The following is a 14,696-nucleotide window of genomic DNA, read 5'->3' on the forward strand; positions in this document are numbered from 1 at the left end:
CTCGCGGGGTCAGGTATCGAATTTTAGCAGAGGGTTAGAACCCGACATCGAGGATCACGCTGTCCTTGTAGGTTCCCGCTGGCGGTGTGGTCTGGTCGGTGTAGATTTTTGCGTTGTAGTTAAAGATCTGACTGCCTGTTCCCTGGCCATTGCCGGGGTTTATCTCGGCATCGGAGCTGGCGCGGCGGGCGCTGCCGACGCTGCCCCAGCGTGTCGTGCCGGCCCCTTTGAAGATGTCGTAGGCCAAGAAGTTGCCGCCCGACACCATCCGCCGCCGCCCACCGATACCGACCGGCTGCTGGCCGTCATCGAGGCCCACGGTGTAGGCGCTGCCTTTTGTGCAGGCCAGGTTGATGGTCTGACCGGTGACGGCCGTGAACGCGCTGATGACCGGGGCACTGCCGAAGCTGATGTTCGGCGCGGTGATGGTGCAGTCGTTGGCCACGGTCAGGTTGACCGTCAGGGGGGTGGTGCCGCTGCTGATGTCACGACCCAGGCAGAGGCTGCCCACGCCGATGCCCCAACAGTAATTCCACTCCCAGAAGATGCTCAGCGTTTCCGTATAAACCCCGGCCGCGACGTTGCTGCCGATGGTTGTGCGCAAGTAAATCGGCGCGGTCTTTGGCACCACGCTGCCCAACAGCCCGAGCGCATCAATGATCCCGTTGCGGGCAAAGTCGAATTGCACGCCGCGTGTGATCGGGTAGCTGGTGCTGTTGTTGCCATACAATGTGTAGCCGATGATATCGCCTGTCGGGCCGAGCAGCCCGGACTGCGAAGAGGTGATCGTCGCGTAGAAATGGTCATTGTTGGTCAACAACGAAAGCAATGATCCGGTGCAGCTCAACCCGGCGTTGACCGTGGAACTGAGCTGCGGCGTGGTGCGCAGGGCGATGGAACTCAATGAGCCGAACGCCACGGGCGTTGTGGGAACCGTCGAACACAACGCCCACGCCGAACCCGGCAGCGACAGCATCAGTACCGGCATCCACTTCCAGAACTTCATTGGCACACCAGCGGCCCGATCAACGGGATCTGCTCCTGTTTGATGTCGACGGCGAAGTGCACCTGGCAACTTTTCCCGCCCGCCAGCGTCACCCGCAAACTGTTTTGCGCCTGCAGGTTTTCCAGGTACACCAGGCCGTCCCAACCGACCACGGTTTGCGTGCCGCTTTGCTCATGCAAAACCGCACTGCCCAAGGCCAGATCCTGCTGCTGCGCGTCCACCAGCACGATGCTCGCGGCAACCACCCGGCTCAACGGGAATTCCAGCAGGTAGCCGCTGCCACGACGCACCGCGATGCGTTGCTCGACGTTCGGGCTGCGCACGTTGGCCGGCAGGTTAAGGGGGTCGATTTCATATTTGCCCCGGTAATAGGCGCTGCTCCACGGCACCAGCAAATGGCCATTGCGGTCGGTCCGGCCGACCTGCTGGTTTTCGTAGCGCACCGGAACATCGGCATAACCCTCGGTGCTGACCACCACAAACGCATCGTCGATGCGGTTGGCCGCGAACACCTGACGGTCCATCCAGACCAGCGAACCACTGGCATCAGCCCAGCGGGTCTGGGCATCACTGCTGCCGTACACCCCGGCCTGCAACTGCACCGACTGCAGGCGCCAGGTCAGATCGGCCTGACGATAATCAGGTCCGTCGCCATGGGCATAACCGAGATTAAAACCGACCCCGCCCTCGGTCGGCACCGAGCGGCTGTAGTTGACGCGCTGTTGGGTTTGTCCGGTCTTGCTGCGTTCGCTGCTGAGGGCGAGGCTGCCCTGCATGTCGAACGGGATCACCAGCTGCGCCTGCACTGCCCAATTGCTGTCGCCGATCTCACGGTTGGCCGACAAATAGAAACTGGTGTTGCGCCACAACGGTTTACTCCAGGTCAGGTTAAGCAATCGGGTGCGCGAATCATCGGCCGCGCGCACGTCGAAGTAACCGGCACCGAGGCTGCCCCAGGTGTCGAGGTTGACACTCAGGGTCGCCTGTTCGCTGCGTTGGCTGAGGGTTGTGTAAGGGCTGTCGACCACGGTCAGGTCGGCGTATTGCTCGCGGCGTTGCAGGCGCTGGTAGGAAAAACTGTAGCGCTGGCTGCTGTATTGATAGCCCAGGCTCAGCTGCTGACCGCTTTCGCCGTCGAGCCGGCTTTGGCTGAGCGCCGTGTTCAGCACGCCGAAATTGCCCAGCCGCAGGTTGCCGCCCAGGCCGCCGAGGGTCAGTGAATCCGATGCTTCAGCGTGGCTTTCCAGCGTCAGGTCGTCGCTCAGGCCGTAACGCACACTGCCGGAAGTGACCCCGGGGCCATAGCCGAAATCGCGAATGCCGTAGTCCCGGCGCAATGTCCCGGCGGCCACGGAAAAATCACTCAGGCCTTTTTGCAGCAAACTGCTGGTGACGTAGAACGGCACCGTGGTCGAGACTTGCCGACCCAACGCATCGGTGGTGACCACCACCGCTTCGCCCGCGCCATTGATAAACGGAATATTGGTCAGGGTGTAAGGGCCGGGTTGCAGCTCGGCGCTGCTGGATTTGTAGCCGTTGATGAACAGATCCACCGACGACGGTACCGCCGCTTCACCCGCGAACTGCGGCAAGGGGTACGTCACCAGATCCGGACGCACGGCGAAATCCCGGGACAGCTGCACCCCGCCGAGGCGCACCGAACTGCTCCAGGGCAAGGCACCGCTGACCAGGTCGCCAGCCTCATAAGTCAGCAGCCGCTCGTCATCGGAATAACGCCAGGTGGTGTCGTAGCGCAGATAACCGTTGTTCAGCGTGCTCGCGGCGTCCCCTGACAGGGTGCGTCGATACTGGCCGGTGTTGGACAGCGTGCCCCAGCCATCGAACAACCGCACTTCGTTCCACGCCGCGAGGTAGGTGCCGCCGTCATCGGTGTCGTTCAGGTACAGATCGTAATTGAGCAAGGCACCGAAACTGCTCAGGGCTGGGGTGCGAGGGTACACCTGGCGACTGCCGATGAATTGCTCGGGCAGCCAGTCCGGTGGTACGTCGAGCAACAGGCGCTGCCCCCCACTGTCGTACTCGCTGTGCAGGCCCTTCAGGCTGTCGAGGTCAACATCGGCGCTGATGTTTTCGGGCAGTTTCATGCCGGTCTCGCGCAAGGCGCTGGCCGGCAGGAAGAATCGCCCACCGCGCTGTTCCACGGCCACGACACGTCCGGTATTCATTTGATTGACCACCAATTCCAGAAACAACTGCGCATCGGCCACGGCCTCCATGCCGCTGGGTGGAGGCGGCAGCTCGCCGGCCTCGATTTGAAGAGCGAACGCCAGGCTGCACGCACAACTCAAAGCCCACAAAGGACGCTGGAAACTGCGAGCCGACCCCTGGCTCATTACCGTTTTTTGTCCGTCAATGGACAGAGTCCTCCTGTGTCCCACGTTCGGGCGGCTTGACCGGTGGCGAGGGATTCAGGCCCTCGCCACAAACAACCCAAGCGCCCTCGCACTCAACGTGTTGGCGTGATGCTCTGGACCTGTGGCGCGCCGTTCACCCGCACCTGCAACGCCGGGTCGCCGGCCATCGGGCCCGGTGCCGGCCAGCGCATGATCGCGCCCGGCAGCACATAACCCAGCAGGCCCTCCACCAACGGCTGGGTCTGGCCGCCCTGTTTGAGCGCCACGTCGGTCAGACGCGCATGCACCGCTCCTTGGTTGCGCACTTCCAGATAAGAACGGCCATCGACCGCCACCGTGCGCCAGCTCAATTGCGGCAAGCCCACCCCCTTGGGGTCACGCGGGCGAGTGGTGTCTTCCTTGCTCCACAGACCCGCGCCGTAGGCAAACAGCGGCACCGAGTAACGCATCTGGAAACGGATCGCCGCCGCCGTCTTGCCCTCTTCTGCGGCGGGCGTTTTCGCCGAGGGGATTTCGTCGATGATGATGCGGTAGGCCAATTCCTGCCCGGGTGGAATCTCTTTGGTCCGCGTCAGGCGCACCAGCTGTTTCTGACCCGGTTCGATCTTCGCCACCGGCGGGCTGCCGATCACGTCGCGCTGGTTCTGGTACTGATCGTTGAAGCCACTCTGGCTCCAGGCAAACACGCGGATCTGCAGATTGGCGGTCTCGCTGCCGCGGTTTTCCAGCCACAAGGCGCTGGCCTGCTGATCGGCCTCGAGCACCGGATCAATCGGCCAGATCAGCACCGAACTGGCGGCCTGCACCTTCACCACCCCGAACAACGCCATTGCCAACACCGAACAACGCAAACCCGGTGACCGCATGTTCCTGCTCCTTATTCAAAACGCCGCGTTACCACGACAGCTGCACTTGCAGCACATCGCTGTACGTCCCCCCAGGCTGATTGCCCGGCAGTAGCACCTGTCCGTAAATCGGCAGGCTGATGTTATTGGCATCGGTGTAAGCCACCGCCACGCTCTGGCCGATCCCCAGGCTCTGGCTGAACGCCGCATCGCGAAACAGCTGGTAGGCCACCCGGTTACTGCCGGTGGTGAGCTGCAAGTGCCGACCGTTGCTGTTGTATTGGCCGCCATCGACGGTCATGTTCAGGGTCATGCCGGGGGTGCATTGCAACTGCACGCCACCCGTCAGGGCCACCTGTACGGGGCCGGTGGACAAGGCCGAGCGGCTGCCAAAGTTCAGGTTGCCGTAATTCGACACGCCGCCCATTACCAGGCAACCTGCGGTCACCGTGGCGCTGACCTGGAAGCTCTGGCTGGTCACCGCCGCAAGTGGCAATGGCACGCAGCACGCGCACAGCAGCAACCCGGCCATGCAGCCATGGCGGTTCATGGCGCTAGAACGTCAGCTCGACAGCGACGGTGTCGGTGTAGGTGCCGGCCGGCAGCCCCGCCTTGCCCACGGCCTTGCCGTAAAGGTTCACCGTTTGCGCAACGCCCGTACTGGCAGCGAGATTGATCACCCCGTCGATAGCCAACAGGGTGGAGTGACCGGCGTCGGTGTAAAAGTCATACGGCACGAAGCTGCCACTTCCATTCGCCAGGGCACGACTACCTCCCGGCGACTGTCCGTCATGGCTCCCGGCCCGAACTTTCACCACCGGTGTAGTGCCGCTGGAGCAAAGGATCGACAAAGCGCCGCCACCGCCGCCAAGCACCTGGGCATTGGCCGAGGTGAACAGGCTGTTGTCGCTGCCAAAGTCCAGGGCACCGAAGTTCAGGCCGGTGGAACCGCTGGCGCCGTTCACCTGGCAGCTGTTGGTCAGCGTCAGGGTCGCGCTGATCTGACCGGTGACCGTGGTGGCTGCCGTGGCGCTGGCGGCAATCGTCAAACCGAGCAATGACAATCCAATCCTTGTGATGAGCCTGTGCATGGTGTCCGTCCTCTACGGGGTTACCAATCGAGCGTCACCGTCAGGGTGTCGGTATAGACACCGGCCGGTACCGCGCGTGAATTCGCCACCACCGAGCCAAATACCGGAATGGGTACCTTGGCCGCGCTGGTGACAGCGAAATTATGTTGTCGGCCGATGCTGTAGCTCTGGTTGCCAGAGGCATCGAGGAACAATTGATAAGGGAGCGTCTGACGGCCATTGCTCAGGCGCCGGGTCGTGCCGTCGCCATGGGCGCCGCCGTCGATGGAGACGGTGAACCCGGTGACCGAGGGGTTGCAGGCAACGTTCAACTGGCCTGCGCCGTCATCGCTCAGGCGTGCCTTGATGGGGGTGGCCCAAGTCGGGCCTTGCTGGCCGAAATCGAGCGTGCCGAAATCACTGACCGGGCTCCCGGGGCGGGTGCCATTGGTCACTTCACAGCCGGCAACGAGGATCAACCGAGCATTGATCTGCCCGCTGACCGCCGCGTGTGCCTCGTCAGTCAACAGGAACAATGTGCCTGCAACGACGACGATCCAGTGCTTGTCCGTCATAACCCGATCCTAATTCCTTCAGGATTTCGAAACCTAGGCGCTCAACGAAGAACGTCCCCTTCCCTGCTGCCCCCGAATCCATCGCAGGCCTGACCGGTTTGCAGCTACCAGGTGACCGTTACTTTCACCAGGTCTGAATAGCGGCTGACACGCGGAATCTCCGCCAACCGTTCGATACGTGCATACAGCGGCAACTCGACCGAACCCGAATCCGGCACGCGGCCGCTCATCGGGACATTTACCGCCAGCGGAATCAACCGCGCGGGGTCCTGATAGAGCCGATAAGGGATTGGTTTGCTGTCGGCGGAACCCGCCATGTAACGCACGTCGCCAACGCCGCCGTGCTGGCCGCCGTCGACGCGTAGCTGATAGGGCGTATCGGGATTGCATTCGAGTCTTGGCAAACGCTCGCTCATGAGCGCCGCCCCCAACGGGCCGGACCGGTCATCCAGCCGCGCGGCACTGCCGAAGTCCAGCACGCCCAGTTGCTCGATGCCCGCGCTGCGCGGTTGACCGACCAACTGACAACCACGCTGCACGTCAACCCGCACCTGCACCTGAAGCTCCGCGGCCAACGTTTTCACACTGAGCATGCTCAGGATTGCCCACACCCAACATCCATTTACCTTCACGGCCCCATTCCCTTTCAGGGGTGACTTACGAACTTCAGGTTAGCAACGGTTCCGGATTTCGCCAGTCACCTGCGCCGATTGGATCCATAAGCAAGAGGGCATTCCCTGTGTACCAAGGGATAAAACCTGAACAACGGCCTGCAAAAAACTGTACAAACACCAAATTCCTGTCACAGGAGTCTCTTAACCTGTCGACAAAACTGGAAGGGAAATTGCCCCTTTGGTTACACTATGCCGCCGCTGCTCGGGGGAGTCGGCATGACAATAACGGGGTAACTGCACAGTGGCCGCTCGACCGACCAACCGTTCGCGAAACACGCCCCGCTGGCCCATGCTCCGCCGTTTCTTCGGCAAAGCATCCGCCGGCAGCGACGGCGCCACGTCCGGTCGCCTCGTCCATGACTACTTTCGTCAAAAGGCCCATTCCCAGGGCTACACCCTCAGTCATAGCCAACAGCGCGTTATCGACTGCATGGCCTTGCATGCCACGGCGCTCACGGGCAACTCGATAAAAACGTTGCCCGGCCTTTACCTGCATGGCGCCGTCGGTCGCGGCAAGAGCTGGCTGCTCGACGGTTTTTTCCAGGCCATCCCGCTCGCCGAGAAACAGCGTCTGCACTTTCATGAGTTTTTCGCCCGACTGCACCAAGGCATGTTCAATCATCGCGATCAACCGGAGGCGCTATCGACAACGCTAGACGAACTGCTGCGTGATTGCCGGGTACTGTGTTTCGATGAGTTTCACGTCCACGACATCGGCGATGCGATGCTCATCACGCGGCTGTTCAAGGCCTTGTTCCGCCGAGGGATTCTGCTGCTGGTCACGTCCAATTACCCACCCGAAGGCTTGCTGCCAAACCCGCTCTACCATGCGCGCTTCAAACCGGTGATCGACCTGATCAACGCACGCATGCAAGTGATGGAAGTCGGCGGTCCGCACGATTACCGCAGCCAGGCCAGAACCCACGCCCAGCAGATGTTCACCCAGGGCCATTACGTCTGGCCGGCTACCGTGGCGCAGCGCCAGGCATTGAACCTGCCTGAACCCGGGTCACCTGCGGTCGAGCTGGCCGTCGGCACGCGGCATCTTCAAGCCGGGCACTGCGACGGGCGGACCGTCGGTTTCACCTTCAGCCAGTTGTGCGACCACCCGACGGCGGTGATGGACTACCTGGAACTGTGCCGGCGCTTCGATCACTGGATCATCTTTGAACTGCCGGATCTGGCCGAGTGTTCGATTGCCGCCCAGCAGCGGTTCATCAATTTGATCGACGTTTTGTATGATCAGGACAAGCATCTGATTGTGCTCGGGCAACGGTCGCTGCGCGAAAGCCTGGGCGGTGATGCCATTGATCTGGCGCGTACACGTAGCCGGTTGGGGCAGTTGGTGGAAGTGCGGGATCTGGCCTGATAGCCAGTTTTGCGGTGCTCCCGCTGGCCTCATCGCGAGCAAGCTCGCTCCTACATGGGTTTTGTGAACGCCATAGATCCTGTGGGAGCGAGCCTGCTCGCGATGGCGGCATGACAGGCGATACATTTTTCCCGCTATCATGTCGCCCATTTAAAGGCCTCCGCGCCCTCTTTCCGATCAAACACGGACCTGCCCATGGATACCCTCGCACAACTGCGCGCCGGCACGCTGGCGGGCATCACCCGCCTGGACCTCGTTTGCGGACTGACGGAATTCCCCCGGGAAATCTTCGACCTGGCGGACTCGCTGGAAGTGCTCAACCTCAGCGGCAATGCCTTGAGCAGCCTGCCGGATGACTTGCACCGGCTGACCCGCCTGCGCGTGCTGTTCTGCTCGGACAACCTGTTCACCGAGCTACCCGCGAGCCTCGGTCAATGCGCCGCACTGACGATGATCGGCTTCAAGGCCAACCGCATCGAAAACGTCCCGGCCACTGCCCTGCCTCCGTTGTTGCGCTGGCTGATCCTCACCGATAACTGCATCCGTGAGCTGCCGACCGAGCTGGGCCATCGCCCGCATCTGCAAAAACTCATGCTCGCCGGCAACCGCTTGCAGCGTTTGCCTGAAAGCCTGGTTCATTGCCATCGACTCGAACTGATCCGCATCGCCGCCAACCAGTTGACCGAGCTGCCCGAGTGGCTGCTGTCCCTGCCGAGCCTGACCTGGCTGGCCTACGCCGGCAACCCTCTGGAAACCGAAGCCGATGGCGCCGCCCTCGAAGCGACGGCCACCATTCCCTGGTCCGCGCTACGCCTGGAACAGCCGCTGGGCGAAGGCGCCTCGGGGGTCATCTATCGGGCGGCATGGGAGCGGCCGGCACAACCGGCCATGCAGGTCGCGGTCAAACTCTACAAAGGCGAAATGACCAGCGATGGCTCGCCATTACACGAAATGAACGCCTGCATCACGGCGGGCCTGCACCCGAATCTGATCCGGGTCGAGGGACGGATCGTCGAGCACCCCCAGGCCCAGGCGGGTCTGGTGATGCAACTGATCGACCCGAGTTACCGCAATCTTGCCGCACTCCCGAGCCTGGCGTCCTGCACCCGGGACGTCTACGCCGACGACACCCGGTTCAGCGCCGCCGTGGCCTTGCGTATCGCCCGTGGCATCGCGGCGGTGGCCGAGCATTTACACCGCCAGGGCATCACCCACGGCGACCTGTATGCCCACAATATCCTGTGGGACGAACACGGCGATTGCCTGTTGGGGGACTTTGGCGCGGCGTCATTCCACGCGACGCAGGACAGCCTCGAAAGCCGTGCCTTGCAACGGATTGAAGTGCGGGCGTTCGGCATTTTGCTGGGGGAATTGCTGGAGCGGATCGACTCGGGGTTGAGCGATGAAAGTCGGGCGCAGCTGGAGGCGTTGCAGCAGCGCTGCTGTCAGCCGGAGGTGCTGGCGCGGCCGGGGTTCAGCGAGATAGTGCAGGCATTAGCTGCATCCAACTGAAGTATTGAAGGCACCCAAAACCTGTGGCGAGGGAGCTCGCTCCCGCTCGGTTGCGCAGCAGCCGTCGCGTTTGGGACGGCTGCGCCCTCCAGCGGGAGCAAGTTCCCTCGCCACATTAGAATTTACAAACTGTTCAGATTATCCGGCCAATCCAACAAACATATCCTGCACATCATCATGGTTATCGAGGCCTTCCAGGAACGCTTCGACTTCAGCCATCTGCTCGTCGCTCAACCCGCTGACCGGGTTTTTCGGCTGGTAGCCCAACTTCGCCGACAGCACCGTGAAACCTTGCTCAGGCAGGGCTTTCTGCACGGCATCCAGGTCCGCTGGCTCGGTCAGGAACAGGGTCGTGCCCTCTTCTTCGCCCGGCTCGAAATCCTGGGCGCCCGCTTCGATGGCGGCCATTTCCGGATCGGCGTCAGGGCTGTCCGGGGACGCCTCGATCATGCCGACGTGGTTGAAGTCCCACGCCACCGAACCGGAAGCGCCCAACTGGCCCTTGCGGAATGCCACGCGGATTTCCGCGACGGTGCGGTTGATGTTGTCGGTCACGCATTCAACGATCAAAGGCACCTGATGCGGTGCGAACCCTTCATACGTCACGCGATGGTATTGCACGGTTTCGCCGAGCTGGCCCGAACCTTTCTTGATCGCACGTTCCAGGGTTTCACGGGGCATCGAGGCTTTTTTAGCCTGTTCCACGACCAGACGCAGGTGTGCGTTGGTGGAGACATCGGCACCGTTGCGCGCGGCAATGGTGATTTCCTTCACCAGTTTGCCGAAGATCTTGCCCTTGGCGTTAGATGCCGCTTCTTTGTGTTTAACCTTCCACTGTGCGCCCATTACTCACTCTCTTATCTGTGGCGCCGAGACATCTATTGGCCGACGCTTTGCGCAAGTTTATACGGCCTAAAGTTGGCAATCGACCAAAAATTCGAACGACGAATCGACTTCTTCACCAATGGTTGTAGGGCGATTCTGAAAAGTCGATTTGCGATATCCCTGAACAGCTGCGGTTTCGTACCCTCTGCTCCCGGATTCCATGACAGAAGCGCAATTGATGCATAACGACAAGGAAAGCCCCTACACACTGACGCTCCTCGATGGCGCATCAAGTTGGCAGGTAGTGCAGTTCAGCGGCCACGAAGCCCTCAACCAACCTTTTCGGTTCGACATAGAAGCCATCGGCCCAACGCCGGCAATGAGCCTTGACCAACTGCTGCAGCAACCGGTTTTCCTGAGCCTGGGGGATGACATCGGGATTCACGGCATTCTGCACAGTGCCAGCCGCGAGCAGCGCGGCCCGCAGCGGATCGGCTACCGCGTGGTGCTGGTGCCCTACCTGCAAAACCTCGACCGACAGCCGTCTCGCCGCGTCTTTCATCAACTCGACGTGCCCGCCATCCTGCGCCAATTGCTTGAGGAAAACGCCCTGCCCGCAGACAGCTATCGTTTTGAATTGCCGCACGGGCGCTATCCCGTTCGGCCTTTTTGCATTCAGTTCGATGAGAGCGACCTGGCGTTTGTGCAACGGCTTTGCGAAGAAGAAGGCATCCACTATCACTTCGAACATCAGCGCGACGGCCATGTGCTGGTGCTGGCAGATGATGGCCTGAGTTTTCCCCAGGAACCGCTGCTGATGCCCTTTCGCGACGAGGCCGCCCGTCATGGAAATGAGCCGCTGATCCGCGAGTTGTTCCAGTGCCGCACCTCGCCCCTGCTCACCGGGCCGGTCGCCCCGCAACACCTGCAACGCGAGCAACAGAGCCGCCGAATACTCGAGCGGCTGCGCTGTCGGCATCGGCAGATACAAGGACAAAGCAGCCACAGCGAATTGCGCAGCGGTCGCATCATTCAGGTGTCGGAACATCCGCTCCCACACTTCAACGATCAATGGCTGCTGACCGAGATCCGTCATCAGGGCCAACAACCGTCGCCCTTGACCCGGCACAGCCTCCGCGTGCCTCGGCGTTACAGCAATCAGTTCACCGCCATTCCCTGGTCAACGGTGTTCCGGCCCGAACTCTCACAGGTCAGGCCCAGCATTCCGGGCCTGCAGGCTGCGCGCGTACTCGGCCCTGTCGGGCAACCTCCGCCGCTGGATGAACACGGGCGAATACAGGTTCGTCTGTGGCCCTCGTCAAACCCTGTTGCCGACGACTCGACAGGCCTCTGGCTACCCGTGGCCCATGCAACCCCGGTGTCGCGGATGGACGCGTCCAGCCTGCCGGTCGGAGGTTCCGAGGTGCTGATCAATTTTCTGGACAGCGACCCGGACCGCCCGGTGTTGTGCGCCACCCGCGCCAACCCGCCAACGCCCCGAAGCACTGGCGAGCCGCGCAACGATGGCCGTCTGCTGCTCGACTGGCTGATCAATCGCTCGGACCTTGCACCCTGACACTCAGCCCTTGTCCGCCTTACCCGCCGCCGCAGCGAATTTCGCCAGACGCACGTCCAGATGCCGTGGGCGGCGTCCGTGATCCTCGGCGCGCTCCTTGCGCCGGATCGCATTGCGCACCATCAGCGAGCCCAGGTAACGAATCGGTTCCGGTGGAAAGTAGCCCAACGGGCCGTTGACCAACGGTGAACGCGTCCAGGCATTGTCGAGCCCCTGCACCATCGAAGCGAGAATCTGCCCGCCCATATGACAGGGGCCGACGCCGCTGCCGGAATAACCGAAACCGTAGAACACATTGCCGCTGGCGCTCATCTGGCCGAAAAACGGCAGCCCCGTCACCGAGCGGTCCGACGGGCCGTTCCAGGTAGCCTCGACGCCTACGTCGGCAAACGCTGGGAAGAACTCACCCAGGCTGTGCTTCAGCAACCCGGCATAAGGCGACGGGTGATCGAACACCGGCAACATGCGCCCGCCATAGGCGAAGGTGTTACCACCCTTGCCGAGCATGATTCGACCGTCCGGGGTGTTGTGGTAGTAGTGCACGAAAATCCGCGAATCGAGCACCGTGACACCGCTGGTCAAGCCGATCTCATTGAGCAGGTCCGGCCGGGGTTCGGTGATCAACATGTCACTGGAAACGATGGCCACGCTGCGCTCGAACTGCGCGAAGGCGCGGGCCATCCAGGCGTTCATCGCCAACACCACTCGGTCCGCGCGGACCGTGCCGCTCGGGGTGTGAATGACCGCCGGTTTGCCTTCCTCGAGCCCCGTCATCGCGGTGTTCTCGTGAATCCTCACGCCCAGCTCCAGCGCCACCCGGCGCAAACCGCGCACCAGTTTGCCCGGCTGCACGCTCGCGGCGGCCGGGGAAAACCAGCCCTCCAGGTGCTTGCTGGAACCGGCCATGCGTTGCACATCAGCCACCGGTCTTTGCGTGAAGGAGTTGATGCCATTGCGCTCGAGTGCCGCGACCACCGCATCGGTCGAGCCACATTGAGCGCGGTTGGTCGCGGTGTAGAGCGTGCCGTCGAGGCGGTAATCGGCGTCCACGCCGTACTGCTCGCAGAAGGTGCCAATGGCATAAATGCTGCGCTCGGATTCCTTGACCAGACGCACTGCCTCCTCGACGCCGAACAACCTTTCCAGCGTGAAATACTTGGCCGACCACGACAGCGCACAACCGCCGTTGCGCCCACTGGCACCCGCCCCGCAAATGTCGGCTTCGATCAGCAGCACATCCAGTTCGCGGTTCTGCTCCTTGAGCATGATCGCGGTCCACAACCCGGTGTAGCCACCGCCGACGATGCAGACATCCGCACGGACATCGCCCGCCAAGGGTTCGCACGGCGCGCAGGACTCCGCCTCCAGCGCCTGTTTCAGCCAGAAAGGTCTCATCGTTGTTTCCTCAAGTACGCAGGGGTTTGACGCTCATCGCACGGTTCGGCACGAACGCGCTGTCGGCACGCAGGCCTGCCGGGCGACTGTTCCAGTGGGGGATCAACACCAGCGCTGAAAACAACGCGCAGCCGGCGAAGACAATGAACACCGTGACCGAATCAAAGTAACCGGGCAGCAAGCCGCCGAGAATCGCCCCGACCGACCCGCAACCGTTGACGAAGCCGGCCGCCGTCGCGCCGGCCTTGGCGGTGCCGAAATCGATGGCTGCGGCGCCGCTGATCATTGAGTCCGGCCCGTACAGGGTCAGGCCCATGACAAACAGCAGTGCCACCACCAACATCACACTGCCGGTGTGCAAGGCGCCCATGAACAGCGCCAGGGAAATGGTCAGCGCCATCAGGCTGATCACGCAGGCTGGCATGCGTCGGGCGCCGAACAGTTTGTCCGAGGCCAGGCCGAGCAGGATCGGCCCGAGCAGCCCGGCCAGTTCAAACGCCGTGGGGATGATCGCCGCGCCGACCTTGCCCACCGTCGGCATCTGCTCGAAGACAATCACCGGGCCCCACAACAGGATCGCGTAACGCGCCGGTTTCAGCAGAAAGTAGGCCAGGCCCAGCACCAGCACGGTGCGGTTGCGCAGGATTTCCTTCAGCGGTTCCAGCACGCTGATCCGGCGTTGCGCATCGGCCTCTGCTGCAGTCAGCTCGGGTTCCGGCTCGACGGCCGGCAAGCCAACATCTTGCGGTGTGTTGCGTTGGAAAATAAAAAACAGCACGGCGACCAGCCCAACCACCGCCGCACTGGAAAGAAACGCCGCGTGCCAGCTGCCGATGAGCGTATACGCCCACCAGCCGGCAAACGGCGAAGCCACGAGCCCGCCAAAGGCGTAGCAGGAACTCCATAGACCGAGCACCCGTCCACGCTGCTGGGCGGGAAAGAAACTGCCGATGTTCTTGCACAGCCCCGACCAACCGGTGGACTGGGCCAGGCCTTGAATCAGCATGCAGGTGGCGAAAATCGGTAACGTTGCGAAGCTGCCCATTACCAGCGCTGCCGCCGCTGAAATCAACAGCCCACCGAGCAATACGACCCGAGGACCAAAGCGGTCGGCGAGAATGCCCCAGGTGAATTGCCCGATGGCGTACGCCGTCAGGTAGATGGCGTCGAGGTTGGCCATGGCCATTTTGTCGAGCATGAAGGTGGGGTCTTCGCCGATCCCCAGTTTTGCCACGGAAAAAGCTTTGCGGGTGAAATAGAACGCCGCGTAAGCGAGCCAGGTGATCGCGAAGATCTGCACGCGCCAACGCTTGATGGTGCCGATGTGATTGTTCATTGTGGTTCTGACCTCAGGGTGTGAGTGTGCCGGCAGAAATTAAGAAATAACGCCTGTTTTTTTATTGTTGAGCACTGCGATATCGCCTTGTCCCTTTGGGCGATACCGGTCAGATGAGTCCCGCAGTTGCACGCAGGC

Annotated in this window: 13 protein-coding genes; 3 read left to right on the forward strand and 10 right to left on the reverse strand. The window is 62.0% G+C overall.

Annotated elements, in window-relative coordinates:
* Positions 1-34: 34 nt before the first annotated feature.
* The 7 genes from EJA72_RS17145 to EJA72_RS17175 form a co-directional block, all read right to left on the reverse strand.
* Entirely contained in the window at positions 35-1,006 is a 972-nt protein-coding gene (locus EJA72_RS17145; RefSeq protein WP_157712612.1) for a spore coat U domain-containing protein, read from the reverse strand.
* Positions 1,003-3,360, reverse strand: coding sequence for a fimbria/pilus outer membrane usher protein (locus EJA72_RS17150; RefSeq protein ID WP_157712613.1), 2,358 nt, complete (start codon positions 3,358-3,360; stop codon positions 1,003-1,005). The genes EJA72_RS17145 and EJA72_RS17150 overlap by 4 nt, the downstream gene beginning before the upstream one ends.
* A 113-nt stretch (positions 3,361-3,473) precedes the next feature.
* Positions 3,474-4,247 (reverse strand): molecular chaperone, encoded by a 774-nt coding sequence (locus EJA72_RS17155; protein WP_157712614.1) that lies wholly within the window; start codon positions 4,245-4,247, stop codon positions 3,474-3,476.
* Positions 4,248-4,275: 28 nt separating this feature from the next.
* The gene (locus EJA72_RS17160; RefSeq protein WP_157712615.1) at positions 4,276-4,776 is read right to left on the reverse strand and encodes a spore coat U domain-containing protein; all 501 of its coding nucleotides are present in this window, start codon (positions 4,774-4,776) and stop codon (positions 4,276-4,278) included.
* A gap of 4 nt (positions 4,777-4,780) precedes the next feature.
* A complete protein-coding gene (locus EJA72_RS17165; protein ID WP_157712616.1) occupies positions 4,781-5,317 on the reverse strand; it encodes a spore coat U domain-containing protein in 537 nt (178 codons plus the stop codon).
* Between the two features lie 20 nt (positions 5,318-5,337).
* A complete protein-coding gene (locus EJA72_RS17170) occupies positions 5,338-5,871 on the reverse strand; it encodes a spore coat U domain-containing protein (RefSeq protein ID WP_157712617.1) in 534 nt (177 codons plus the stop codon).
* A gap of 104 nt (positions 5,872-5,975) precedes the next feature.
* Positions 5,976-6,464 carry a spore coat U domain-containing protein gene (locus EJA72_RS17175; RefSeq protein ID WP_157712654.1) on the reverse strand — a complete coding sequence of 163 codons (489 nt, stop codon included), beginning with the start codon at positions 6,462-6,464 and terminating at the stop codon, positions 5,976-5,978.
* Between the two features lie 322 nt (positions 6,465-6,786).
* Here EJA72_RS17175 and zapE point away from each other — a divergent pair, with 322 nt between their 5' ends.
* On the forward strand, positions 6,787-7,914 hold the full coding sequence (gene zapE, locus EJA72_RS17180) for a cell division protein ZapE (RefSeq protein WP_178129401.1): 1,128 nt from the start codon (positions 6,787-6,789) through the stop codon (positions 7,912-7,914).
* A gap of 195 nt (positions 7,915-8,109) precedes the next feature.
* Positions 8,110-9,426, forward strand: a complete 1,317-nt coding sequence (locus EJA72_RS17185; RefSeq protein ID WP_157712619.1) for a protein kinase — start codon at positions 8,110-8,112, stop codon at positions 9,424-9,426.
* A gap of 138 nt (positions 9,427-9,564) precedes the next feature.
* Here the strand turns inward: EJA72_RS17185 and EJA72_RS17190 are convergent, their stop codons facing one another.
* Complete coding sequence (locus EJA72_RS17190) at positions 9,565-10,272, reverse strand: YebC/PmpR family DNA-binding transcriptional regulator (protein WP_157712620.1); 708 nt, start codon at positions 10,270-10,272, stop codon at positions 9,565-9,567.
* A 217-nt stretch (positions 10,273-10,489) separates the two neighbouring features.
* Here EJA72_RS17190 and EJA72_RS17195 point away from each other — a divergent pair, with 217 nt between their 5' ends.
* On the forward strand, positions 10,490-11,827 hold the full coding sequence (locus tag EJA72_RS17195) for a type VI secretion system Vgr family protein (protein WP_157712655.1): 1,338 nt from the start codon (positions 10,490-10,492) through the stop codon (positions 11,825-11,827).
* 3 nt (positions 11,828-11,830) lie between these two features.
* On the opposite strand, the gene EJA72_RS17200 is transcribed toward EJA72_RS17195, so the two are convergent.
* Both EJA72_RS17200 and EJA72_RS17205 read right to left on the reverse strand, forming a co-directional pair.
* A complete protein-coding gene (locus EJA72_RS17200; protein ID WP_157712621.1) occupies positions 11,831-13,222 on the reverse strand; it encodes an FAD-dependent oxidoreductase in 1,392 nt (463 codons plus the stop codon).
* Between the two features lie 10 nt (positions 13,223-13,232).
* Complete coding sequence (locus tag EJA72_RS17205) at positions 13,233-14,558, reverse strand: MFS transporter (RefSeq protein WP_157712622.1); 1,326 nt, start codon at positions 14,556-14,558, stop codon at positions 13,233-13,235.
* Positions 14,559-14,696: the final 138 nt, after the last annotated feature.

Source organism: Pseudomonas sp. PB120, assembly GCF_009761815.1.
Classification (GTDB): Bacteria; Pseudomonadota; Gammaproteobacteria; order Pseudomonadales; family Pseudomonadaceae; genus Aquipseudomonas.

What these genes read in the sequence shown, in the direction of transcription:
- EJA72_RS17145 (WP_157712612.1), bottom strand. Translation starts at nt 1,006, where the DNA reads ATGAAGTTCTGGAAGTGGATGCCGGTACTGATGCTGTCGCTGCCGGGT.
- EJA72_RS17195 (WP_157712655.1), top strand. Translation starts at nt 10,490, where the DNA reads ATGCATAACGACAAGGAAAGCCCCTACACACTGACGCTCCTCGATGGC.
- EJA72_RS17190 (WP_157712620.1), bottom strand. Translation starts at nt 10,272, where the DNA reads ATGGGCGCACAGTGGAAGGTTAAACACAAAGAAGCGGCATCTAACGCC.
- EJA72_RS17150 (WP_157712613.1), bottom strand. Translation starts at nt 3,360, where the DNA reads ATGAGCCAGGGGTCGGCTCGCAGTTTCCAGCGTCCTTTGTGGGCTTTG.
- EJA72_RS17205 (WP_157712622.1), bottom strand. Translation starts at nt 14,558, where the DNA reads ATGAACAATCACATCGGCACCATCAAGCGTTGGCGCGTGCAGATCTTC.
- EJA72_RS17160 (WP_157712615.1), bottom strand. Translation starts at nt 4,776, where the DNA reads ATGAACCGCCATGGCTGCATGGCCGGGTTGCTGCTGTGCGCGTGCTGC.
- EJA72_RS17170 (WP_157712617.1), bottom strand. Translation starts at nt 5,871, where the DNA reads ATGACGGACAAGCACTGGATCGTCGTCGTTGCAGGCACATTGTTCCTG.
- EJA72_RS17175 (WP_157712654.1), bottom strand. Translation starts at nt 6,464, where the DNA reads ATGCTCAGTGTGAAAACGTTGGCCGCGGAGCTTCAGGTGCAGGTGCGG.
- EJA72_RS17165 (WP_157712616.1), bottom strand. Translation starts at nt 5,317, where the DNA reads ATGCACAGGCTCATCACAAGGATTGGATTGTCATTGCTCGGTTTGACG.
- EJA72_RS17155 (WP_157712614.1), bottom strand. Translation starts at nt 4,247, where the DNA reads ATGCGGTCACCGGGTTTGCGTTGTTCGGTGTTGGCAATGGCGTTGTTC.
- EJA72_RS17200 (WP_157712621.1), bottom strand. Translation starts at nt 13,222, where the DNA reads ATGAGACCTTTCTGGCTGAAACAGGCGCTGGAGGCGGAGTCCTGCGCG.
- EJA72_RS17185 (WP_157712619.1), top strand. Translation starts at nt 8,110, where the DNA reads ATGGATACCCTCGCACAACTGCGCGCCGGCACGCTGGCGGGCATCACC.